General features: G+C 55.4%; 19 protein-coding genes. 9 read left to right on the top strand and 10 right to left on the bottom strand.

Features of this window, described 5'->3' with window-relative positions:
* The first annotated feature begins 76 nt into the window (after positions 1 to 76).
* Complete coding sequence (gene bhsA, locus ACQG1K_RS08645; RefSeq protein WP_006809234.1) at positions 77 to 334, top strand: multiple stress resistance protein BhsA; 258 nt, start codon at positions 77 to 79, stop codon at positions 332 to 334.
* Between the two features lie 76 nt (positions 335 to 410).
* Here bhsA and ldtC read toward each other — a convergent pair whose 3' ends face one another.
* The 3 genes from ldtC to ACQG1K_RS08660 all read right to left on the bottom strand — a co-directional run bounded on the left by ldtC (position 411) and on the right by ACQG1K_RS08660 (position 6,186).
* Positions 411 to 1,376 carry a L,D-transpeptidase LdtC gene (gene ldtC, locus ACQG1K_RS08650; protein ID WP_022650791.1) on the bottom strand — a complete coding sequence of 322 codons (966 nt, stop codon included), beginning with the start codon at positions 1,374 to 1,376 and terminating at the stop codon, positions 411 to 413.
* Between the two features lie 144 nt (positions 1,377 to 1,520).
* The gene (gene mfd / locus ACQG1K_RS08655) at positions 1,521 to 4,967 is read right to left on the bottom strand and encodes a transcription-repair coupling factor (RefSeq protein ID WP_063199438.1); all 3,447 of its coding nucleotides are present in this window, start codon (positions 4,965 to 4,967) and stop codon (positions 1,521 to 1,523) included.
* Positions 4,968 to 5,112: 145 nt separating this feature from the next.
* Complete coding sequence (locus ACQG1K_RS08660) at positions 5,113 to 6,186, bottom strand: acyltransferase family protein (RefSeq protein WP_022647756.1); 1,074 nt, start codon at positions 6,184 to 6,186, stop codon at positions 5,113 to 5,115.
* Positions 6,187 to 6,442: 256 nt separating this feature from the next.
* On the opposite strand from ACQG1K_RS08660, the gene lolC reads away from it, so the two are divergent.
* From lolC to cobB, 5 genes are read left to right on the top strand one after another with little or no spacing between them, the layout of a single operon-like run.
* The gene (lolC, locus tag ACQG1K_RS08665) at positions 6,443 to 7,642 is read left to right on the top strand and encodes a lipoprotein-releasing ABC transporter permease subunit LolC (protein ID WP_017384712.1); all 1,200 of its coding nucleotides are present in this window, start codon (positions 6,443 to 6,445) and stop codon (positions 7,640 to 7,642) included.
* Positions 7,635 to 8,336, top strand: a complete 702-nt coding sequence (gene lolD / locus ACQG1K_RS08670; RefSeq protein ID WP_022647757.1) for a lipoprotein-releasing ABC transporter ATP-binding protein LolD — start codon at positions 7,635 to 7,637, stop codon at positions 8,334 to 8,336. The genes lolC and lolD overlap by 8 nt, the downstream gene beginning before the upstream one ends.
* Positions 8,336 to 9,580 (top strand): lipoprotein-releasing ABC transporter permease subunit LolE, encoded by a 1,245-nt coding sequence (lolE, locus tag ACQG1K_RS08675; protein ID WP_367076240.1) that lies wholly within the window; start codon positions 8,336 to 8,338, stop codon positions 9,578 to 9,580. Before lolD ends, lolE begins: the two co-directional genes overlap by 1 nt.
* Positions 9,581 to 9,633: 53 nt before the next feature.
* Positions 9,634 to 10,545, top strand: a complete 912-nt coding sequence (nagK, locus tag ACQG1K_RS08680) for an N-acetylglucosamine kinase (RefSeq protein ID WP_045622612.1) — start codon at positions 9,634 to 9,636, stop codon at positions 10,543 to 10,545.
* A 14-nt stretch (positions 10,546 to 10,559) separates the two neighbouring features.
* The gene (gene cobB, locus ACQG1K_RS08685) at positions 10,560 to 11,381 is read left to right on the top strand and encodes a Sir2 family NAD+-dependent deacetylase (protein WP_022647760.1); all 822 of its coding nucleotides are present in this window, start codon (positions 10,560 to 10,562) and stop codon (positions 11,379 to 11,381) included.
* Between the two features lie 34 nt (positions 11,382 to 11,415).
* Here the strand turns inward: cobB and potD are convergent, their stop codons facing one another.
* From potD to potA, 4 genes are read right to left on the bottom strand one after another with little or no spacing between them, the layout of a single operon-like run.
* Positions 11,416 to 12,450 (bottom strand): spermidine/putrescine ABC transporter substrate-binding protein PotD, encoded by a 1,035-nt coding sequence (gene potD / locus ACQG1K_RS08690; RefSeq protein ID WP_022647761.1) that lies wholly within the window; start codon positions 12,448 to 12,450, stop codon positions 11,416 to 11,418.
* Positions 12,447 to 13,238 (bottom strand): spermidine/putrescine ABC transporter permease PotC, encoded by a 792-nt coding sequence (potC, locus tag ACQG1K_RS08695; RefSeq protein ID WP_015570805.1) that lies wholly within the window; start codon positions 13,236 to 13,238, stop codon positions 12,447 to 12,449. Before potC ends, potD begins: the two co-directional genes overlap by 4 nt.
* Positions 13,235 to 14,092 (bottom strand): spermidine/putrescine ABC transporter permease PotB, encoded by an 858-nt coding sequence (potB, locus tag ACQG1K_RS08700; RefSeq protein ID WP_022647763.1) that lies wholly within the window; start codon positions 14,090 to 14,092, stop codon positions 13,235 to 13,237. Before potB ends, potC begins: the two co-directional genes overlap by 4 nt.
* Positions 14,076 to 15,224: a spermidine/putrescine ABC transporter ATP-binding protein PotA gene (gene potA, locus ACQG1K_RS08705; RefSeq protein ID WP_165838634.1), complete on the bottom strand. Its 1,149-nt coding sequence runs from the start codon at positions 15,222 to 15,224 to the stop codon at positions 14,076 to 14,078. Before potA ends, potB begins: the two co-directional genes overlap by 17 nt.
* A 237-nt stretch (positions 15,225 to 15,461) precedes the next feature.
* On the opposite strand from potA, the gene pepT reads away from it, so the two are divergent.
* Entirely contained in the window at positions 15,462 to 16,685 is a 1,224-nt protein-coding gene (gene pepT / locus ACQG1K_RS08710) for a peptidase T (RefSeq protein ID WP_023305881.1), read from the top strand.
* A gap of 97 nt (positions 16,686 to 16,782) precedes the next feature.
* A complete protein-coding gene (locus ACQG1K_RS08715; RefSeq protein WP_022647766.1) occupies positions 16,783 to 17,274 on the top strand; it encodes an REP-associated tyrosine transposase in 492 nt (163 codons plus the stop codon).
* 92 nt (positions 17,275 to 17,366) lie between these two features.
* Here the strand turns inward: ACQG1K_RS08715 and ACQG1K_RS08720 are convergent, their stop codons facing one another.
* The 3 genes from ACQG1K_RS08720 to phoP form a co-directional block, all read right to left on the bottom strand.
* A complete protein-coding gene (locus ACQG1K_RS08720) occupies positions 17,367 to 18,488 on the bottom strand; it encodes a cupin domain-containing protein (RefSeq protein WP_022647767.1) in 1,122 nt (373 codons plus the stop codon).
* A 91-nt stretch (positions 18,489 to 18,579) separates the two neighbouring features.
* On the bottom strand, positions 18,580 to 20,043 hold the full coding sequence (gene phoQ, locus ACQG1K_RS08725) for a two-component system sensor histidine kinase PhoQ (RefSeq protein ID WP_023299812.1): 1,464 nt from the start codon (positions 20,041 to 20,043) through the stop codon (positions 18,580 to 18,582).
* Positions 20,044 to 20,715 carry a two-component system response regulator PhoP gene (gene phoP / locus ACQG1K_RS08730; protein ID WP_026094318.1) on the bottom strand — a complete coding sequence of 224 codons (672 nt, stop codon included), beginning with the start codon at positions 20,713 to 20,715 and terminating at the stop codon, positions 20,044 to 20,046.
* 475 nt (positions 20,716 to 21,190) lie between these two features.
* Between phoP and ACQG1K_RS08735 the strand changes: the two genes are divergently transcribed.
* Positions 21,191 to 21,583, top strand: coding sequence for a hypothetical protein (locus tag ACQG1K_RS08735; RefSeq protein ID WP_022647769.1), 393 nt, complete (start codon positions 21,191 to 21,193; stop codon positions 21,581 to 21,583).
* The last annotated feature ends 47 nt before the right edge of the window (positions 21,584 to 21,630 follow it).

Here is a 21,630-nt window from a genome sequence, read left to right on the forward strand (position 1 = left end):
ACATCTATCATTTACCTATCGATCGTTAACTAAATAACTAACGACCACTACATCATCTGCCCAAAGGTATAAAATCATGAAAAACGTTAAAACCCTCATCGCTGCCGCCGTTCTGAGTTCACTCTCTTTCGCAAGCTTCGCTGCTGTTGAAGTGCAATCCACTCCAGCAGACCAGCAGAAAGTCGGTACCATCTCTGCCACTGCCGGGACTAACCTCGGCTCTCTGGAAGATCAGCTGGCACAAAAAGCTGACGAAATGGGTGCGAAATCATTCCGCATCACCTCTGTGACCGGTCCTAACACCCTGCACGGTACCGCAGTTATCTACAAATAAGCGTAACGCAACCCTCCGTTATGCCACTGCAAAAAAAAACGCCCTGCTAATGCAGGGCGTTTGTCGTTATTACCGTTTACATTGACTGCTGAGCAACCTCATGATGCCGCGTGACATCGGTTGGCATCCCGGAGCGCGCTTCCATCGCCCGCTCCATCACTGCGCCATCGGTGTTTGCATTCGTTTTAAAGCTCACCATCGAGGCATTCAGATTAATCGGCAGCGTCTGCGGATCGTCATTAATGTTTTTCGATAGCGGCTGGTGGATCTCAACCAGACGGACGCCACCCGGCTCTTCAGACACTTTAATCGGCGTATTGATGATATTCACTTTCGTGCCAGGGGCGATCACGCGGTAGAGCGTTTTGATGTCGTCATCGCGCAGGCGAATGCAGCCGGAGCTGACGCGCATCCCGATCCCAAAATCCGCATTCGTTCCGTGCAGAAGATAAACCCCACCGTAGGCCGCCAGGCGAATGGCATGGTGCCCCATCGGGTTATCCGGGCCAGCAGGCACCACGGCAGGCAGGTCGATACCTTGAGCTTTATAACGGGCGCGAATGTTTGCCGTCGGGGTCCAGGTTGGATTAGCGCGCTTATCAGAGACGGTGGTGACCATGGTAGGGGTCAGCGTATCGCCCCCCAGTTGACCAATACCGATAGGGTAAACGGTCACTTCGTTCTTGCCCGGCGGGTAGTAATACAGACGCAGTTCGGCGAGGTTAATTACAATGCCCTGACGCGGCGCGTCCGGCAGGATGGTTTGCAGCGGAATCGTCAGTACGCTGCCCGCCCGGGGCACATAGGGATCTACGCCCGGGTTGGCCTGCAACAGCGCCAGGAACCCGACGTTATATTTTTTAGCAATCGCTTCCAGCGAACCGCCATCGTTTTCAACCACGTGAAAGCGGTTTTCACCTACGACGTTGCTGCCGGCGGGCGGAAGAGGCCAGGTATTGGCGCGAGCAGGGAGCGCGACGGCAACCGTCGCGGCCAGCGCAACCAGAGTTAACCAGCGGGTAAAACGCGAAGAAATCATCATTATCATAATCCATACAAATGATAAGGTTATTGTTTTATAAGGCGTTAATGATAATTATGGCGAATGTATGGTCGGGAAGATCGGGCGAAGTGCAAAGAGTTTGTAAATTGTCCCCCACCAGCCGGGCGCTGGCGGGGGAAACCGTTATGCGATGGCGTTCTCTTCCAACTGACGCATAAAGTTACGCACCCAGTCCATGCGGATTTTACGTTCCGTCAGATCCTGAGTAAATTTCAGACGCGTCGGGCCATCAAGACGGAAATGCTGCGGCTGTTTTTGCAGAAGGCCAATCAGCCACATCGGATCGACGTGGTTCTTCTCGGCAAACTCAATTACGCCGCCTTTCTCGTTGCCTTCAAGCTTACGAATGCCCAGCTTTTGCGCCTGCTGACGCAGGCGGGCAATATCCAGCAGGTTGCGCGCCGCATCGGGCAATATCCCAAAACGGTCAATCAGTTCGACTTTAATCTCTTCCAGCTCGCCTTCACGTTTCGCGCTGGCAATGCGTTTGTAGAACGACAGACGGGTATTCACGTCAGGAATAAAATCATCCGGCAACAGGGAAGGCATGCGCAGTTCCACTTCGGTCTGCTGGCTGGTGAGATCTTCCAGAGACGGTTCACGTCCGGCTTTAAGCGCGTCGACGGCATTTTCCAGCAGCTCCATATACAGAGAGAAACCGATGGTTTCCATGGAGCCGCTCTGGTCTTCACCCAACAACTCACCGGCGCCGCGGATCTCCAGGTCGTGCGTCGCCAGCGCAAAACCAGCACCCAGATCTTCCAGCGAGGCGATAGCTTCCAGACGCTTTTGCGCGTCGGTGGTCATCGCCTTCGGATGCGGCGTCAGCAGCCACGCGTAGGCCTGATGGTGCGAACGCCCGACGCGCCCGCGCAGCTGATGCAGTTGGGCCAGGCCGAAGTGATCCGCGCGTTCGATGATGATGGTGTTCGCCGTCGGAATGTCGATCCCGGTCTCAATGATGGTGGTACATACCAGCACGTTGAAACGCTGATGGTGGAAGTCGTTCATCACCCGCTCCAGCTCGCGCTCGCGCATCTGGCCGTGACCAATGGCGATGCGCGCTTCCGGCACCAGCTCTGCCAGCCTGTCGGCGGCTTTCTGAATGTTTTCAACGTCGTTATACAGGTAATATACCTGGCCGCCGCGCAGCACTTCACGCAGGATCGCCTCGCGAACCACCAGATTGTCGTACTCGCGAACAAAGGTTTTCACCGCCAGACGGCGCGCCGGCGGGGTGGCAATAATCGACAGATCGCGCATGCCGCTCATCGCCATATTCAGGGTGCGCGGGATCGGCGTGGCGGTCAGGGTCAGAATGTCGACGTCGGCGCGCATCGCTTTGATGCGCTCTTTGTGGCGCACCCCAAAGCGGTGCTCTTCATCGACGATCAGCAGCCCCAGATCTTTCCACTTCACGTCGCTTTGCAGCAGCTTGTGGGTGCCGATCAGAATGTCAATTTTGCCTTCGCTTGCCTGTTCCAGGATTTGCGTCTGCTCTTTGGCGCTGCGGAAACGCGACAGCATCTCAATGCGTACCGGCCAGTTGGCGAAGCGGTCGCGGAAGTTGTCGAAGTGCTGCTGGGCGAGGAGGGTAGTCGGCACCAGCACCGCCACCTGCTTGTTGTTTTCCACCGCCAGGAAAGCGGCACGCATTGCTACCTCGGTTTTACCGAAGCCCACGTCGCCGCAGACTAAGCGATCCATCGCCAGCGGCTGGCACATGTCGCTCAGCACGGCATTTATGGCCTGAGCCTGATCCGGCGTAGTTTCAAACGGGAAGCTGTCGCAGAACAGCTGGTACTGCTCTTTATCATGCTTAAACGCATAACCCTCTTTGGCCGCACGCTGGGCGTAAATGTCCAGCAGCTCGGCGGCCACGTCGCGCACTTTTTCCGCCGCCTTCTGCCGCGCGCGTGACCAGGCGTCGCCGCCCAGCTTATGCAGCGGCGCGTTATCTTCCGCGCCACCGGCGTAGCGGCTGATAAGGTGCAGGGACGACACTGGCACGTACAGTTTGGCGTCGTTCGCGTAGGTCAGCATCAGGTATTCACCTTTGATGCCGCCTGCTTCGAGGGTGGTCATTCCCTGATAGCGACCCACACCGTGTTCCAGGTGAACGATCGGCTGACCGGGATGCAGTTCGGCCAGGTTGCGGATCAGGGTGTCCGGGTTGATGGTGCGACGGCTGTCCTGACGACGGCGCGCCACGCGCTCGCCCAGCAGGTCGCTTTCACAAATCAAGGCCAGGTTATTGAGCGTATCAATAAATCCGTGCTCGGCGGAGCCGATCATCAGGTAACGACCATTTCCGGTCGCTTCGTTCAGGCGATGAATGCGCTTCGGTGCAACTTTGATCCGTCCTAGTAGTTCGCCCAGCGCTTCACGACGACCCTCACTCTCAACGGAGAACACCACTGGCCCGGTGAAGGAATCAAGAAACTTGCGCAGGTTATCGAGTGGGGATTTCTGCTGCGCCTGGACGGCCAGATCGGGCAGCGTCCGGAACGCGAGATTGGTGTTCGCCGCCTTATCGGCAAGCGAATCGGTTTTGAGCTGCATACGCGGCCAGCGTTTTAGCTCGGCGTTGAGCTCGTCGGTACGCAGCCACAGCATTTCCGGCGGCAGCAGCGGACGCATCGGGTCAACGCCCCGGTTTTCAAAGCGGGCGCGCGTTTCGCTTTCAAAGCGGCTGGCGCTGGCGTCGATATCCCCGGTGTTAACAATCAGCGTATTGGCCGGGAAGTAGCTGAACAGCGCTGGCAGCGGTTCGTTAAAGAACAGGGGCTGCCAGTACTCGATCCCGGCCGGAAGGGTGCCTTTGCTGACCTGCTGGTAGATATGTTCGGCATCACGTTTCACGTCGAACCTGTCGCGCCACTGGCTGCGGAACAGTTCGATGGCGGTTTTATCCGTCGGGAACTCATGGGCGGGCAGCAGATTAATGGAGTCCACTTCCTCCAGCGTGCGCTGGGTGTCGGCGTCGAACACGCGCAGGCTGTCGATCTCATCATCGAAGAAATCCAGACGATACGGCTGGTCGCTGCCCATCGGATAGAGATCCAGCAGCGCACCGCGCGTCGCGTATTCGCCGTGCTCCATCACCTGATCGACATGACGGTAACCGGCTCCGTCAAGCTGCACGCGCAGGGCATCGCGCGACAGGCGCTGGCCTTTTTTCATCACCAGTGCATGGCCGTGCAAATAGCTGTGCGGACAGACGCGCTGCATCAGGGTATTCACCGGCACAATCAGCACGCCGCGCTGCATGGTGGGGAGCTGATACAGCGTCGACAGGCGTGAGGAGATGATCTCCTGGTGCGGAGAGAAACTGTCGTAGGGAAGCGTTTCCCAGTCGGCCAGGCTGAATACCAGACTGTCGGTGAACTGACGAATTTCGTCGTGCAGGCGCAGGGCGTTTTGCATGTCCGGGGCAACCAGCACCACCGGCCCCGGATGGCGCTCGGCAATTTCCGCCACCAGCGTGGCGCAGGCCGCGCCTGTCAGTTCGCCCAACTGGCGTTGGTCACCTGCTTTTACAGGCAAGGAAAAACGATAGTGTTCAGGCATGGCTATGTCAGGGTCTCTTGGGGATATACCAACAGTATTGGGGCATATCACTGATACGCAATGTCTTTATTATCCTCGATCGTTATGCATAAGCAAATCGTAACCGCACAAGAGGAAAAGTGCCCCCGGATGGGGGCAGGGTAGGTTAGCGGCTGGCGAGCTGTGGCGTAAGACGCGCGGGAGGGGAGAAGAAAAGGTCGCCAAAGAGGGCGGTCGAGAGCTTACGTGCGCCCAGTCCAACCAGCGTGCAGACGAGCAGGCTGACGAACGGATAGACCAGAATCAGCGTTAACTCCGCCCAGATCGGCCAGTACGCCGCATTCATTTCGCGAATCAGGAGCAGGCTAAACGCCTCAATTAAAATGCGGTGAGTGGTATAAATCGCGATGGTGTTTGAACCGATGACGTTCAGCAGATTATTGGGATGAACGGCATAACGCTGCTCGAAGCTGTAAAAGAGCTTCATGATGACCACGATCGACAGCAGTGAGAGCGGCAGAGGAACATTAGCGAACCACAGCACTACCGACACCGCGCCAGAGGCGATAAGTACCAGCCAGCTGCGGCGCAAATTCATCCCTTTCATCCACGTCATCAACTGCGCGCCGTACCATGCGCCGAGGCTGTAGTAGATCATGTTGCGCACCACGCTGTTCATTCCCCACCATGGTAAAGGCAGGAAGTTAATGGCGATGCTTGCCAGCGCCAGAAGCCCCAGCATCGGCAGTTTCCAGCGGCTCAGCAGTTTACAGAGCGTGAAGTAGACCACTAAGGCGTACAAGTACCACAGGCTGGTGCTGGCCGTGAGCATTCCCAGTACAAACCCTGAAACGGAATCGGCGTAGGCCGCATTGGATGCTGTCGCCAGTTCACGCTCGGGGGCGAGCCAGGCATTCAGATGGGTCAGCGCCTGCCATTGCAGGACGCCCCACAGGGCCAGCACCCAGACAATGCTCCAGATCCGCTTGTCGAGACTGGTGCGCCAGTTCACCTCGTCAATATATCGACGAATCAAATAGCCGGAGATGAAGAAAAACACCGGCATACGGAACGGGGCGAGGTAAAGATTAAAATAGACCCAGCATTTGGCGAGCAGGCCCGATAACGGATGCTGTAGCCCGTCCAGGTGAGGATAAAAGGTGATCACCGAGTGGTAAATCACCACCAGGCAGATGCACAGCCCTTTTATCTGGTTAATCCATAATGCTTTTTGTTTCATTGTGCGTGACGACCTTGTTGCCATAAACGAAAGGTCGATTGTTGTAAAATGAAACCCCAATGTAACGGGTAACAGTCTGTATCAGGACGATTTTCGGAAAAGGTGGAGGCTGTATGGCGGAAGTTCAGTCAGTAGCATGATGATTTATCTGAATTTTTCGGAAAAATGATTACCGAATCTTACGGTTTCAGTCATTTACGCTTAGCGGATTCGCTTATATACTCGTGGGTCTGCTATCAGCAAACAGACGGATTTCATGTATCAACCTGTCGCACTCTTCATAGGCTTACGTTACATGCGTGGACGCGCCGCGGACCGCTTCGGTCGCTTTGTCTCCTGGCTTTCGACTATTGGCATTACGCTTGGCGTGATGGCTCTGGTGACGGTGCTTTCCGTCATGAACGGCTTCGAGCGCGAGCTGCAAAACAATATCCTGGGGCTGATGCCGCAGGCCGTTCTCTCTTCCACTCAGGGCTCCGTTAACCCGCAACAGCTGCCGGAAAGCGCGGTGAAGTTACAGGGTGTCACGCGCGTTGCGCCCCTCACGACGGGCGATGTGGTGCTGCAAAGCGCCCGCAGCGTGGCGGTCGGGGTGATGCTGGGTATCGATCCGGCGCAAAAAGATCCGCTGACGCCGTTCCTGGTCAACGTAAAACAAACCGACCTGGAAGCGGGTAAATACAACGTCATCCTCGGCGAGCAGCTTGCCGGGCAGCTCGGGGTCAACCGTGGCGATCAACTGCGCGTGATGGTGCCCTCAGCCAGTCAGTTTACGCCGATGGGGCGTCTGCCAAGCCAGCGCCTGTTCAACGTGATTGGCACGTTTGCGGCGAACAGCGAAGTCGATGGTTACCAGATGCTGGTTAACATTCAGGACGCCTCGCGTCTGATGCGCTACCCGGCGGGAAATATCACCGGCTGGCGTCTGTGGCTTGATGCGCCGCTGAAGGTGGATACCCTTAGCCAGCAGACGCTACCGGAAGGAACGAAATGGCAGGACTGGCGCGACCGCAAAGGCGAACTGTTCCAGGCCGTGCGCATGGAGAAAAACATGATGGGGCTGCTGCTGAGCCTGATCGTGGCCGTTGCCGCGTTTAATATCATCACCTCGCTCGGGCTGATGGTGATGGAGAAGCAAGGCGAAGTCGCCATTCTGCAAACCCAGGGGCTGACGCCGCGCCAGATCATGGCGGTATTTATGGTTCAGGGCGCCAGCGCTGGCATCATCGGCGCGCTGCTCGGCGCGGCGCTGGGTGCGCTGCTCGCCAGCCAGCTCAACAATCTCATGCCGATTATCGGCGCGCTGCTTGATGGTGCGGCGCTGCCGGTGGCTATCGAGCCGCTCCAGGTGGTCGGTATTGCGCTGGCCGCGATGGCTATTGCGCTGCTCTCTACGCTTTATCCTTCCTGGCGGGCTGCCGCCACTCAACCCGCTGAGGCTTTACGTTATGAATAAGATCCTGTTGCAGTGCGACAACCTGTCCAAACGCTATCAGGAAGGCACTGTGCAGACCGACGTGTTGCACAATGTGAGTTTTAGCGTGGGCGAAGGCGAGATGATGGCGATTGTTGGCAGCTCCGGCTCCGGCAAAAGTACGCTGCTGCACCTGCTGGGCGGGCTGGACACGCCAACCGAAGGCGATGTGATCTTTTCCGGGCAGCCGCTGAGTAAAATGTCGTCTACGGCGAAAGCCGAGCTGCGTAACCGTGAGCTGGGTTTTATCTATCAGTTCCACCACCTGCTGCCGGACTTTACGGCGCTGGAAAACGTCGCAATGCCGCTGCTGATTGGTAAAAAGAAACCCGCGGAAATTAATGCCCGCGCCAGCGACATGCTAAACGCGGTAGGGCTGGGTCATCGCGGGAATCACCGTCCTTCTGAGCTTTCCGGCGGCGAGCGTCAGCGTGTGGCCATCGCCCGTGCGCTGGTCAACAACCCGCGCCTGGTGCTGGCGGATGAGCCGACAGGTAACCTCGATGCGCGTAACGCAGACAGCATTTTCCAGCTTCTCGGCGAACTGAACGCCGCGCAGGGAACCGCGTTTCTGGTGGTCACGCACGATTTGCAACTGGCTAAGCGGATGGGCCGTCAGCTGGAAATGCGCGACGGTCGTCTGAATGCAGAACTGACGCTGATGGGAGCGGAGTAATGGCTTCACCGTTATCGTTACTCATTGGGTTACGCTTTAGCCGCGGTCGTCGCCGGAGCGGGATGGTTTCCCTTATCTCTGTGATCTCCACCATCGGTATCGCCCTGGGCGTGGCGGTTCTAATCGTGGGCTTAAGCGCCATGAATGGCTTTGAGCGCGAACTGAATAACCGCATTCTGGCCGTTGTACCCCACGGTGAAATCGAGCCGGTTAACCAGCCGTGGTCCAGCTGGCGTGATGCCCTGAACAAAGTGGAAAAGGTACCCGGCATTGCGGCGGCTGCACCTTACATCAACTTTACCGGGCTGGTAGAGAGCGGGGTAAACCTGCGCGCCATTCAGGTGAAAGGGGTGAATCCACGTCAGGAGGAGCGTCTGAGTGCGCTGCCTCGCTATGTGCAAAATGGCGCATGGGCAAACTTTAAGGCTGGCGAACAGCAGATCATCATGGGCAAAGGCGTTGCCGATGCACTGAAGGTGAAGCAGGGCGACTGGGTCTCGATCATGATCCCGAACGCCAGCGCTGATCACAAATTGCAGCAGCCTAAGCGCGTGCGTCTGCACGTCACCGGTATTTTGCAGCTGAGCGGCCAGCTCGATCACAGCTTCGCGATGGTGCCGCTGGAAGATGCGCGCCAGTATCTGGATATGAGCGACAGCGTGACGGGCATTGCCATTAAGGTTAACGACGTTTTCAACGCCAATACACTCGTGCGTGACGCTGGCAGCGTGACCAATAACTATGTCTACATCAAAAGCTGGATCGGCACTTACGGGTATATGTACCGTGATATCCAGATGATCCGCGCGATTATGTATCTGGCGATGGTGCTGGTGATTGGCGTGGCGTGCTTTAATATCGTCTCTACGCTGGTCATGGCCGTTAAGGACAAGAGCGGCGACATTGCCGTGCTGCGTACCTTAGGGGCGAAAGACGGTCTTATTCGCGCCATCTTCGTCTGGTACGGTTTGCTGGCGGGGCTGTTTGGTAGCCTCTACGGCGTGGTCATCGGCGTGGTGGTGTCTCTTCAGCTGACGCCGATTATCAACGGGATTGAGGCGCTTATCGGCCATCAATTCCTGTCAGGCGATATCTATTTTATTGACTTCCTGCCGTCTGAACTGCACTGGCTGGACGTCATTTATGTGCTGGTTACAGCACTTTTACTGAGTCTGCTGGCAAGCTGGTATCCGGCGCGTCGCGCAAGCCGAATTGATCCGGCGAGGGTATTAAGTGGCCAGTAATTTCGTCATGGTTTAGCGGTCTTTTGCCGCTGAATCAAACAGAGGAATGCATCATGTATTACGGATTTGATATTGGCGGCACCAAGATTGCGCTCGGCGTGTTCGATAAAGACCTTAAGCTACAATGGGAAACCCGCGTGCCTACGCCGCGCGATAGCTACGATGAATTTTTAACCGCCATTGCCGCGCTGGTGGCGCAGGCGGATGAACGCTTTGGCGTCAAAGGCAGCGTCGGCATTGGTATACCGGGTATGCCCGAAACCGACGACGGCACGCTGTATGCCGCCAACGTTCCTGCTGCCAGCGGCAAACCCCTGCGTGCCGATCTTTCTGCTCTCCTTGAGCGCGACGTGCGCTTAGACAACGATGCCAACTGTTTTGCTCTCTCAGAGGCCTGGGACGACGAGTTTCGTCGCTATCCGTTGGTGATGGGGCTGATCCTCGGAACGGGCGTCGGTGGCGGGATTGTCATTAACGGTAAGCCCATTACCGGGCGCAGCTACATTACCGGAGAATTTGGTCATATCCGTCTGCCGGTGGATGCGCTGGACGTCGTTGGTCGTGATTTCCCGCTTACCCGCTGCGGCTGTGGTCAGCACGGCTGCATTGAGAGTTACCTTTCAGGGCGCGGGTTTGCATGGCTTTATGAACACTTCTATCATCAGAAACTTGAGGCCCCTCAAATCATTACGCTGTGGGAGCAGGGAGACGCGCAGGCGCGTGAGCACGTTGAGCGCTATCTTGATTTGCTGGCGGTGTGTCTGGGGAATATCCTGACCATCGTCGACCCGGATCTGCTGGTGATCGGGGGAGGGCTGTCAAATTTCTCTGCGATTACGGAACAACTGTCCGGGCGTTTGCCCCGACATTTATTGCCGGTCGCCCGCGTGCCGCGCATTGAGCGTGCGCGACACGGGGACGCAGGAGGCATGCGCGGAGCCGCATTCCTTCATCTCACCGATTAGTTTACGAGGTTACTATGCTGTCGCGTCGCCAGGGTCGACTCAGCCGTTTTCGCAAAAATAAACGCCGCTTACGTGAACGCCTGCGTCAGCGGATCTTTTTCAGAGACAGGATGATGCCAGAAGCGATGGATAAACCCAGAGTGGTGGTGTTGACCGGGGCGGGGATCTCCGCCGAATCCGGTATTCAGACCTTCCGCGCGGCGGACGGGCTGTGGGAAGAACACCGAGTAGAAGATGTGGCGACGCCGGAAGGTTTCGCCCGCGATCCGGCGCTGGTTCAGGCGTTTTACAACGCCCGTCGTCGCCAGCTTCAGCAGCCGGAGATTGCGCCAAACGCGGCGCACCTGGCGCTGGCAAAGCTGGAGGAGGCGCTGGGGGATCGTTTTCTGCTGGTGACGCAAAACATCGACAATCTTCACGAAAGAGCCGGAAACCACAACATCATTCACATGCACGGCGAACTGCTCAAGGTGCGGTGCGCATGGAGTGGGCAGGTGCTGGAGTGGAAAGAGGACGTGCTGGACGAAGACCGCTGCCACTGCTGTCAGTTCCCTTCGCGTCTGCGTCCCCATGTGGTCTGGTTTGGCGAAATGCCGCTGGGAATGGATGAGATCTACAGCGCCCTGGCCATGGCGGACGTCTTTATCGCCATTGGTACCTCAGGGCATGTCTATCCGGCGGCGGGGTTTGTTCACGAAGCGCGACTGCAAGGTGCCCATACGGTGGAGCTTAATCTGGAGCCAAGCCAGGTCGGGAGTGAGTTTGAAGAGAAGCATTACGGTCTGGCCAGCGAGGTGGTGCCAGCCTTTGTGGATAAACTCCTGAAGGGGCTGTAAGGGTAACGGGCGACCTTGCGTCGCCCGTTGTGCATTAACGGCCTGCTTTTAGCTTCTGATAATACTCTTCATACAGGCGGCTCGCGTCACCGACGTCGTTCTGCCATTCCCCTTTGCTGATGGTTTCAGCGTCCGGATAAAGCGATTTATCATTCGCCACTTCAGGACTTAACAGCTTCCGCGCGGCCAGGTTTGGTGTCGGGTAACCAATAGTTTCCGCCACCTGTTTTGCCACATCCGGGCGCAGCAGGAAGTTAATCAGCTTCAGGGCGCCATCGACGTTTTTCGCATTAGCCGGGATCGCGAGGCTGTCCATCCAGAAGATGCCGCCCTCTTTCGGCCAGACCACCTCCAGCGGCGTACCGGCCTGACGCGCCACAAACGCAGAGCCGTTCCAGACCATCCCCAGATTCACTTCACCTTCCATATACGGGTTAGCCGGGTTATCCGAGTTGAACGCCGCCACGTTTGGCATCAGCTTTTTCAGTTCGTTATACGCCGCTTCGATCTCTTTCGGATCGGTGGTGTTGCCGGAGTAGCCGAGTTTACGCAGCGCAATCTGGAACACTTCGCGCGCATCATCGGTTAACAGCAGGCTACTTTTGTATTCCGGCTTCCACAGGTCAGCCCAGGATGAAACCGTTTTTGGATCAACGGCATCGCTATTGACGCCAATTGCCGTCGCGCCCCAGATGTACGGAATGGAATAATCGTTGTTCGGGTCGAATGGCTTGTTTAGCATCTCAGGATCGAGGTTTGAAAAATTGGTTAGCTTCGTTTTATCGATCTTCTGGATCATGCCTTCTTTGCGCATCTTGTCGACGAAATAGGTCGACGGCACCACCAGGTCATACGCGCCATCTTTATAGGTTTTGAGCTTGGCGTACATGGTTTCATTCGACTCGTAGGTCGAATAGATCACCTTGATGCCCGTCTCTTTGGTGAACTGCTCCAGCAGGCCCGGCGGCACATACTCGGTCCAGTTGTAGAAATAGAGCGTTTTGCTGTCATCAGCATGCGCGGCACCCATTCCGAGCACCAGTGCCGCAGCGGCAAGCATTTTTTTCATTTCTGTGTCCCCTGAGATTTTGTTTTATCACGAGCAATAACCTGGCTGGCAATCACCAGAACCAGCGATAACACCAACAGAATAGTCGCCAGCGCGTTCACTTCGGGTGAAACACCGACTTTCACCATTGAGTAGATCTTCAACGGCAGAATTTCGTAGCTCGGCCCGGTGACGAAGGAGGACACGACCACGTCGTCCATCGACAGGGTAAAGCTGAGCAGCCATCCGGCTGCCACGGCAGGCATCGCCAGCGGCAGGATGATTTTGCGCAGAATGGTCATCTCGCTGGCTCCCAGATCCTTCGCCGCTTCCAGCATGCGTACGTCGAACCCTTTCAGTCGCGCGTAGACGGTTACCACCACAAACGGCAGGCAGAAGGTGATATGCGAAAACAGCAGCGACCAGAAACCGAGCTGGACGCCCAGCAGCATAAACAGCACCAGCAGTGAAATGGCCATCACGATGTCCGGGGACATCATCACCACAAACAGCATACCGCTGACGAACGGCTTACCGCGAAAACGGTAGCGGTACAGCGCCACGGCGGTCAGCGAGCCAATCAGCGTCGCGAAGGTGGCAGAGAATACCGCCATCGTCAGCGAGTGCTGAGCGGCCTGTAGCAGACTGTCATTGTTCATCAGCAGGCCATACCATTTGGTGGTAAACCCTTGCCAGTTGATCCCGAAGCGTGAACTGTTAAAGGAGTTCACGATCAAAATGATTATTGGAATATAGAGATAGGCATAAATGGCGGTCATAAAACCGCCGCGAAGCAGTCGACCGATCATTCCAGCTCCACCTTCTTGTTCAGCAGGCGTGAGGCACGCCAGTAAACCAGCAGCATCAGCCCCATTACCACCGTCAGCGTAATGCTGGTGGCCGAGCCGAACGGCCAGTCGCGGATGTTCAGGAACTGGCTCTTGATCACGTTGCCGATCAGCAGGTTTTTCGCCCCGCCCATCAGATCCGACACGTAGAACAGGCCCATCGCAGGCAACATGACCAGCAGACATCCGGCAATAATGCCCGGCATGGTCAGCGGGATAATGATGCGGATAAAGGTTTGCAGCTTGCTGGCCCCCAGGTCTCTCGCGGCTTCCAGAAGTGGTTTATCAAGCTTTTCAATACTTGAGTAAAGCGGCATCACCATAAACGGCAGCAGGATATAGACCAGGCCGACGATCACCGCGCTCGGAGTGAACATAATGCGGATCGGCGTATCAATAACCCCAAGCCACAGCAGAAACTCGTTAAGATAACCTTTGGTGCTGAGGAAGATTTTCAGCCCATATATGCGGATTAACGAGTTGGTCCAGAATGGCACAATCAGTAAAAACAGCAGCAGCGGACGCACTTTTTGCGGCAGGCGAGCCAGGAACCACGCGAACGGATACCCCAGCACCAGACAGGCAACGGTGGCAATCAGCGCCATATTGAGCGAGTGCAGCAGCACGTCAAAGTAGAGCGGATCGAGCAGGCGTGCGTAGTTGTCCAGCGTAAAGACCATCGCGACGAAGTTCGCGTCGTCGCGGGTCAGGAAGCTGGTTACGATGATCATCAGGTTGGGAAGAAAGACAAACAACACAAGCCAACCGACGATCGTGGCAATCACCACATTCTGGAACTTACTTGTGTTCTTCATCAGCCAGTACAACCTCCCAGCTTTCTACCCAGTTGATGACCATCTTCTGATCCAGCGAGTGGTCGAAGTCCGGATCGTCCTCGTTGAAGAACTCACTAACCATCACCATTTTGCCGTTTTCCAGTTCCACAACGGATTCGAGGGTCATCCCTTTGTAGTTGCGTTCGCGAACGTAACCGATCAGACCTTCGGCATCAGCCGTGTCGTGGATCTCATCGACGCGAAGATCTTCCGGGCGGAGCAGAACGTTGAGCCTTTGTCCCTTTTCCACGGCAAAGTTCACCGTGATGTTGCATTCGCGGCCTTCCACGTTGGCGCGCACGCGCTGCTCGTCCAGACGCTCAATCACCGTGGCGTTGAAAATATTGATTTCGCCAATGAAGCTGGCGACGAACAGGTTTTTCGGCTCCTCGTAAATTTCACGCGGCGTGCCGTCCTGCTCAATCTTACCCTCACGCATCACCACGATACGGTCTGACATAGTCAGGGCTTCTTCCTGATCGTGAGTGACAAACACGAACGTGATGCCGAGCTTACGCTGAAGCGCTTTCAGCTCGTTCTGCATCTGCTTGCGCAGCTTGTAGTCCAGCGCGGAGAGGGATTCATCCAGCAGGAGCAGGCGTGGTTTGTTGACCACGGCGCGGGCAATGGCCACACGCTGCTGCTGACCACCAGAAAGTTGATGCGGCTTGCGCTGGGCGAATGCCTCCAGCTGCACCATGCGCAGGGCTTCGGTAACGCGCGGCGGGATCTCGCTGGTGGGTGTTTTTTGCATCCGCAGGCCAAACGCCACGTTCTCAAACACGGTCATGTGCGGGAACAGGGCATAGCTCTGAAAGACGGTATTGACGTGGCGATCTTCGGCAGGGACCTGGGTAATGTCCTGGTTCTCAAGATGGATATGGCCGTTATCGACGCTTTCCAGCCCGGCAATAAGGCGCAGGACGGTGGTTTTGCCGCAGCCGGAGGGGCCAAGCAGCGTGAGAAACTCACCGTCATTGATGGTCAGATTAAGATCGGAAATGACATCTTTGCCATCGAAACTTTTACGAATTCGTTCCAGTTGCACCAGCGGTGAAAGGGAACGGGGTTGTGTATTCAATTTTCGCGCTGTCCCATATAGACGCCTCAGGCAGCAGACTGAAGCGGGGTTTGTGTGTAACCACCTTGGTGACTCGTAATGAGGGCGGACATTCTACGGCAAACCCATTGAATCGCCAATCCTTCTCACTTATTCATAAGCTACATTTATTAACGCAGAACGATATAAACGTAAAAAGTTCTCGTTTGCGGGATAAAAGTGACCTGACGCAATATTTGCGTTTTGCTGCTTAATGATAATGTTGTCACAAAAAGTGAGGGTGACTGCATGGATAAACTACTTGAGCGTTTCTTACATTACGTTTCGCTGGATACCCAATCTAAGCCGGGGGTCCGACAGGTGCCAAGCACCGAAGGCCAGTGGAAGCTGCTAAATCTGCTGAAAGAGCAGCTGGATGCCATGGGGCTGGTTGATGTCACGCTCAGTGAAAAAGGGACCGTGATGGGAACGCTGCCGGCCAACGTTGAGGGAGATATCCCGGCGATTGGCTTTATTTCTCATGTCGATACCTCACCTGATTTTAGCGGTAAACACGTTAATCCGCAGATTGTTGAAAACTACCGCGGCGGAGATATTGCGCTGGGCATTGGCGACGAAGTGCTGTCGCCGGTGATGTTCCCTGTACTGCATCAGCTGCTGGGGCAGACGTTAATCACCACCGACGGCAAAACCTTGCTGGGGGCCGATGACAAAGCGGGTATCGCCGAGATCATGACGGCGCTGGCGGTGCTGAAGGGCAAAAATATCCCACATGGCGATATCCGCGTGGCCTTCACGCCGGATGAAGAGGTAGGAAAAGGCGCGAAACATTTTGACGTCGAGGCGTTTAACGCTCAGTGGGCCTACACCGTCGACGGTGGCGGCGTGGGTGAACTTGAGTATGAAAACTTTAACGCGGCATCGGTGACGATCAAAATCGTCGGGAATAACGTGCACCCGGGCTCTGCGAAAGGGGTGATGGTGAATGCGCTGTCGCTGGCTGCGCGTATTCATGCGGAAGTTCCTGCCGAAGAGAGCCCGGAGATGACGGAAGGGTATGAGGGTTTTTATCATCTGACCAGCATCAAGGGGAACGTGGACAGCGCGCAGATGCACTATATCGTCCGCGATTTTGACCGCAAAGCCTTTGAAGCGCGCAAGCGTAAGATGATGGAGATCGCGAAAAAGGTCGGCAAGGGGCTGCATCCGGATTGCTATATTGAGCTCATCATCGAAGACAGCTATTACAATATGCGCGAGAAGGTGATGGAGCATCCGCACATTCTTGATATCGCCCAGCAGGCGATGCGCGATTGTGATATCGAGCCGGTGATGAAACCGATCCGTGGTGGAACCGATGGTTCGCAGCTGTCATTTATGGGCCTGCCGTGCCCGAACCTGTTTACCGGTGGATATAACTACCACGGCAAGCATGAGTTCGTGACGCTGGAAGGGATGGAAAAAGCGGTGCAGGTGATTGTGCGGATAGCAGAGTTAACCGCGAAGCGGTAATGTTTCATGCCGGGTGGCGGCTACGCCTTACCCGGCCTACATTTCGATCGTAGGCCCGGTAAGCGAAGCGCCACCGGGCAATGGGCAAGGAGTGCCAATGTCAAACTACCGCCGCCACTACATCCCCGGTGGGACCTGGTTTTTCACCGTCAATCTGCAAAACCGCCAGAGCGATTTACTTACCCGCCACATCGACAGCCTGCGTTCCGCTACCGCCACGGTTAAGCATGCGAAGCCCTTCACCATTAACGCCTGGGTTATCCTGCCTGAACATATGCACTGTATCTGGACCTTACCGGAAGGTGACAGTGACTTTTCGGCGCGCTGGCGCGACATCAAAAAAATGTTTAGCCGCAACATTGAGATGCGCCACGTCTGGCAGCCGCGTTTCTGGGAGCACACTATTCGCAATGAACAGGATTATCGGCGGCATATGGATTACGTCTACATCAATCCGCTGAAGCATGGCTATGTCGGGAAAGTCGTCGACTGGCCCTATTCAACGTTTCATCGGGACGTGCGGGAGGGGTTATATCCGGCAGACTGGGCGGGTGAGATTGAGGATTTTGCGGCGGGGGAGCGGAAGTAAAAAAAGCCCGGTGGCGCATCGCTTACCGGGCCTACGGGAACGGCTTTTGTAGGCCGGGTAAGGCGTAGCCGCCACCCGGCAAACATCATGACTCAGTCCTCAAAAAACCAGTACCCGCTGTTAACCAGCGCGGCCAGCATGGCGAGGAAGGAGGGATCGTCCAGCGCGTCGCCAAAGGTATCCGCAGACAGCACCATATGGCTGGCAATCGCTTCCAGTGCCGGACGGTGTGGAGAGTCCAGGCGCTCGCCGTTGACGAATACCTCTTCGCCAATGCGCAATACACGTAATCCGCCCAGACGAACCAGCTTATCGCCCTGCTGGAGGGCATCATAAATTTCATCTGCCTGATACGGCGGCTCTGGCGGTGCGACGTCCAGTTCGTGACGCGACTGGCTGATAAACTCGCCAAACCACTGTCTGAAGTGCTCCGGTTCGTTGATCAGATCCAGCATCATACCGCGCAGCTTATCCAGCTCCTCTGGCAGAATATCGGCCGGGTGCTCACGCGCCGGAACATCCGGATCGCTGTAACGATGGCTGCCCAGCTCGCGCTGTAAAACATAGTCAGCGAATCCGCTGATCATCTCGCGGCCGCTTGGCGCGCGGAAACCAACCGAATAGTTTAGCGAGTTTTCAAGGGAATAACCTTCATGCGGGAAGCCTGGCGGGATATACAGAATGTCGCCTGGCTCCAGCTCTTCATCAATGATCCCTTCAAACGGATCAACCTGAAGCAGATCCGGGTGCGGGCAGTGCTGCTTCATTGGCACTTTTTCGCCCACTCGCCAGCGACGGCGACCGGTACCCTGAATGATAAACACGTCGTACTGATCAAGATGCGGACCCACGCCGCCACCGGGAACAGAGAAGGAGATCATCAGATCGTCCATTCGCCAGTCTGGGAGGGCGCGGAAGGGACGCATCAAGGCTGCGGTGGGTTCGTGCCAGTTGTTGACCGCCTGCACCAGTAAAGACCAGTTGCTTTCGCCCAGGTGATCGTAGCTTTCAAAGGGACCGTGGCTGACCTGCCATTTCCCGTCCTGATGGCTCACCAGACGGCTGTCTACCTCGTTTTCCATCGCCAGACCAGCGAGTTCGTCAGGAGAAATAGGGTCGATAAAATTGCTGATCCCGCGTTTAAGAACGACCGGGCGTTTTTGCCAGTAACGTTCAATAAATTCGGGCCAGTTAAGCGTTAATTGATAATCCATATTTTTGTATTCCGCAGGCTCTTACTGAGACGGATTATAACGGAAGCACCGACCCCTGGCTGCGAGATCCGCGTATTTTTCACATTTCGGGTTAACTATCGTTCAATCCGGGCTGTTGGCGGCCAAAAATGACTTCCATACGGGCACCGCCCAGCAGGCTTTCGCCGGTTTCAATCTTGCCCTCGTACTGATCGACAATTTCCCGGGCGACGGATAATCCGACACCCTGGCCCGGGCGCAGCGTATCGGCGCGCTGACCGCGATCGAATACCACTTCGCGTTTATTATGGGGAATGCCAGGACCATCATCCTCAACGATAATATGCAGTTCGTTATCCGTTACGCGCGCGGACACCTCGACAAACTCCAGACAATATTTGCAGGCGTTATCGAGCAGATTTCCCATCACTTCCATAAAGTCATTCTTCTCGCCAACAAAGCTTATTTCCGGTGAGATATCCAGACTGATGTTTACCCCTTTACGCTGGTAAACCTTGTTCAGCGCAGAGGTGAGGTTATCCAGCAGCGGGGCTACCGGGTGCAGTTCACGGCTCAATAAGGCGCTTCCGGAACGCATGCTCGCGCGGTGCAGGTAATAACCAATCTGCTGTGAAATACGGCTGATTTGCTCCAGCATTACCGGCTCGGCGTCATCCACGCTCATTTTCGAACTGCGCATTGAACGCAGTGTACTTTGCATCACTGCCAGCGGGGTTTTCAGGCTGTGCGTAAGATCGGTGAGCGTCGTGCGATACTTGTCGTAACGTTCACGTTCGCTTTTCAGCAGGCGGTTGAGGTTGCGCACCAGGCTGGTCAGTTCGCGCGTAGTTTCAGGGTTAAGCTTCTCGCGGTGATGTTCCTCCAGCTCGCGCACCTCTTTGGCAAGGGATTCAATCGGGCGGAGGCTCCACCACGCAGCAACCCACAGGAGAGGGATCACCAGCAGCAGGTTGGCAGCCAGAACGTACACGAACCAGTTCCAGACCATATACGAACGTTTTAGCTCAACCGGTATGGTATCGATCACTACAATGGTCAGCTGCGGCATGTTCAGAGTGGCGGGATACAGGTTGATGGCCACCGAGTGGGTCATCTCCGTGTCGTCATCTTCAGCGCGGATCTCATTGAGCTTGTTCTGTAACGCCCGATCGTCACGCAGCAGGATGCTGGTAGAGTTGAGGTCGGCTTCTATTTCGTGAAAACCATTGGTTTTAAGCCATTCCGGACGGATGCGCTTTTTCAACCAGGGGACGTCGCGCTGCGCCCACAGCAATTTTCCTTTTTCATCGTAAATGAGTGCCAGCGTTGGGCTCTGCTGGTTCAGGTTTTCCGGCATCTCGACGGTGATTTGGTTGTTCTCCCATTTCGCCAGGGTATAGAACAGATTACTTTCGCCGCGAAGCAGGCGGAAGGTGGTTTTATCGAAGCTTACGCTGTACCCGACCAACGCCACCATTCCGTAAGAGAGGGACAGCACGAGCACGACGGCGGCGGTTGCCAGCAGAAAGCGAACCCGCAGTGAAAGGGGTAAAATGTGGCGCAAAATCCCTTTCATTTAGCGTAATTCGAACAGGTAGCCCTGACCACGCACGGTGGTAATCACGTCGTGCGGGTACTGTGCCTGAATTTTTTTGCGCAGGCGGCCCATCAGCACGTCAATGGTGTGGCTTTCGCGCAGTTCGGCATCCGGATAAAGCTGAAGCATCAGTGAATCTTTGCTCACCACTTTACCGTTGTTACGGATCAGCGTTTCCATGATGGTGTATTCGAATGCGGTCAGCTTGATTACTTCATCATTTATTGAAAATTCGCGGCGGGAGAGATCCACCTGGAACGGCGGCAGAGAGATCACCTGTGACGCCAGCCCGCTGTTGCGGCGCAGCAGCGCCTGCATACGCGCGGCGACTTCTTCAATATGGAAGGGTTTGGTCACGTAGTCATCTGCGCCTGCGCTCAACACTTCAACCTTGTCCTGCCAGCCTTCGCGAGCAGTCAGCACCAGTACCGGCAGGGAAACGTCATGGCTACGCCAGCGGCGGATAAGAGATAATCCGTCTTCATCCGGCAGCCCTAAATCGACAATGGCGATGTCCGGCAGGTGTTCATTGAGATAATAATCGGCCTCTTTTGCGTCTTCAGCATCGTCCACCTGATGACCCATCTCCTGAAGTTGAACTTTCAGGTGATGACGTAGCAATGCGTTATCCTCAACAACCAGTACGCGCATCATCATTTCTCCCTTTATAAATGGTATGAATAGTTTAACGCTGATTATCCAGGTTGACACCAGCGTTATGAAATTAAATGATTTTTTTCATGCTTCTGAAGACAGGTGGCATTACGCCAGGCATCTGATTATTAAGTATGTTGACCTGATCCTGTTTCATATCGCCCACCCACCTCACATAAGCCTCATACGCCCCCAGAAGGCGCGGGTAATATAAACTGACTTGTTTTCGCACGCTTCCGCAATCCGGATAAAACATCCATCCGTTTATGAACGGTTGAAGGCGAGTCGCTTTTTTGACAGAACGGGCACGCCAGTTTTGTAAAGATTGCTCTTTTTTTTGTAAGGATGTTCTCACTATGTCTGTCTTTGTCTACGCTTATTTTATGGTGCGAAATTAGATTTGCATAAGATGTGCCAGAAAATCAGCATTTTTACACAACAAAACAGCAATATAGCGAGTAAAGAGGATTCTATGGAATGGAAGGTTGTTGAGACTATTGCGAGCCCGGAAAGTGGAACCATCTTTTGCAAAGTTGAAACACAATATGGCCTGAATTATATCCTTTGGCTAAAAGGGGATTATTACGTTCGTGCCGGTGAAATCATCACCACCTCAAACCAGGGTATCCTGATTAACGATCGGCGGCGTAGGGTATGGATAGCGCAGGCAATGCCCTATACATCAATAGGCTGGATGGGGTTCAAACAGAAAAACGCGTGTCCAGGTAACCGGCAGGAGATGGATCGTCCATGCACGGTTGAGACCCCGTGCCAGTTCAGGCTTTGCCCGTTCGGCTTAAAACGATATATTCCGGAAAGTTATTCCACGGCGAAAAATAACAACCAGCCTGACAACAGGTTGTAATCCCGGCAGAGCCTGTAACGGGGTGTGAACGTCGACACGATGATGAA

It is taken from the genome of Enterobacter cloacae complex sp. 402C9, from assembly GCF_050030745.1.
GTDB lineage: Bacteria > Pseudomonadota > Gammaproteobacteria > Enterobacterales > Enterobacteriaceae > Enterobacter > Enterobacter intestinihominis.

Bases quoted from the DNA above. Each gene is read 5' to 3' on its own strand.
- pepT (WP_023305881.1), top strand. From the start codon at position 15,462: ATGGATAAACTACTTGAGCGTTTCTTACATTACGTTTCGCTGGATACC.
- potC (WP_015570805.1), bottom strand. From the start codon at position 13,238: ATGATCGGTCGACTGCTTCGCGGCGGTTTTATGACCGCCATTTATGCC.
- potB (WP_022647763.1), bottom strand. From the start codon at position 14,092: ATGAAGAACACAAGTAAGTTCCAGAATGTGGTGATTGCCACGATCGTC.
- phoP (WP_026094318.1), bottom strand. From the start codon at position 20,715: ATGCGCGTACTGGTTGTTGAGGATAACGCATTGCTACGTCATCACCTG.
- ACQG1K_RS08735 (WP_022647769.1), top strand. From the start codon at position 21,191: ATGGAATGGAAGGTTGTTGAGACTATTGCGAGCCCGGAAAGTGGAACC.
- ldtC (WP_022650791.1), bottom strand. From the start codon at position 1,376: ATGATGATTTCTTCGCGTTTTACCCGCTGGTTAACTCTGGTTGCGCTG.
- ACQG1K_RS08720 (WP_022647767.1), bottom strand. From the start codon at position 18,488: ATGGATTATCAATTAACGCTTAACTGGCCCGAATTTATTGAACGTTAC.
- mfd (WP_063199438.1), bottom strand. From the start codon at position 4,967: ATGCCTGAACACTATCGTTTTTCCTTGCCTGTAAAAGCAGGTGACCAA.
- lolE (WP_367076240.1), top strand. From the start codon at position 8,336: ATGGCTTCACCGTTATCGTTACTCATTGGGTTACGCTTTAGCCGCGGT.
- bhsA (WP_006809234.1), top strand. From the start codon at position 77: ATGAAAAACGTTAAAACCCTCATCGCTGCCGCCGTTCTGAGTTCACTC.
- nagK (WP_045622612.1), top strand. From the start codon at position 9,634: ATGTATTACGGATTTGATATTGGCGGCACCAAGATTGCGCTCGGCGTG.
- potD (WP_022647761.1), bottom strand. From the start codon at position 12,450: ATGAAAAAAATGCTTGCCGCTGCGGCACTGGTGCTCGGAATGGGTGCC.
- lolD (WP_022647757.1), top strand. From the start codon at position 7,635: ATGAATAAGATCCTGTTGCAGTGCGACAACCTGTCCAAACGCTATCAG.
- ACQG1K_RS08660 (WP_022647756.1), bottom strand. From the start codon at position 6,186: ATGAAACAAAAAGCATTATGGATTAACCAGATAAAAGGGCTGTGCATC.
- lolC (WP_017384712.1), top strand. From the start codon at position 6,443: ATGTATCAACCTGTCGCACTCTTCATAGGCTTACGTTACATGCGTGGA.
- phoQ (WP_023299812.1), bottom strand. From the start codon at position 20,043: ATGAAAGGGATTTTGCGCCACATTTTACCCCTTTCACTGCGGGTTCGC.
- ACQG1K_RS08715 (WP_022647766.1), top strand. From the start codon at position 16,783: ATGTCAAACTACCGCCGCCACTACATCCCCGGTGGGACCTGGTTTTTC.
- cobB (WP_022647760.1), top strand. From the start codon at position 10,560: ATGCTGTCGCGTCGCCAGGGTCGACTCAGCCGTTTTCGCAAAAATAAA.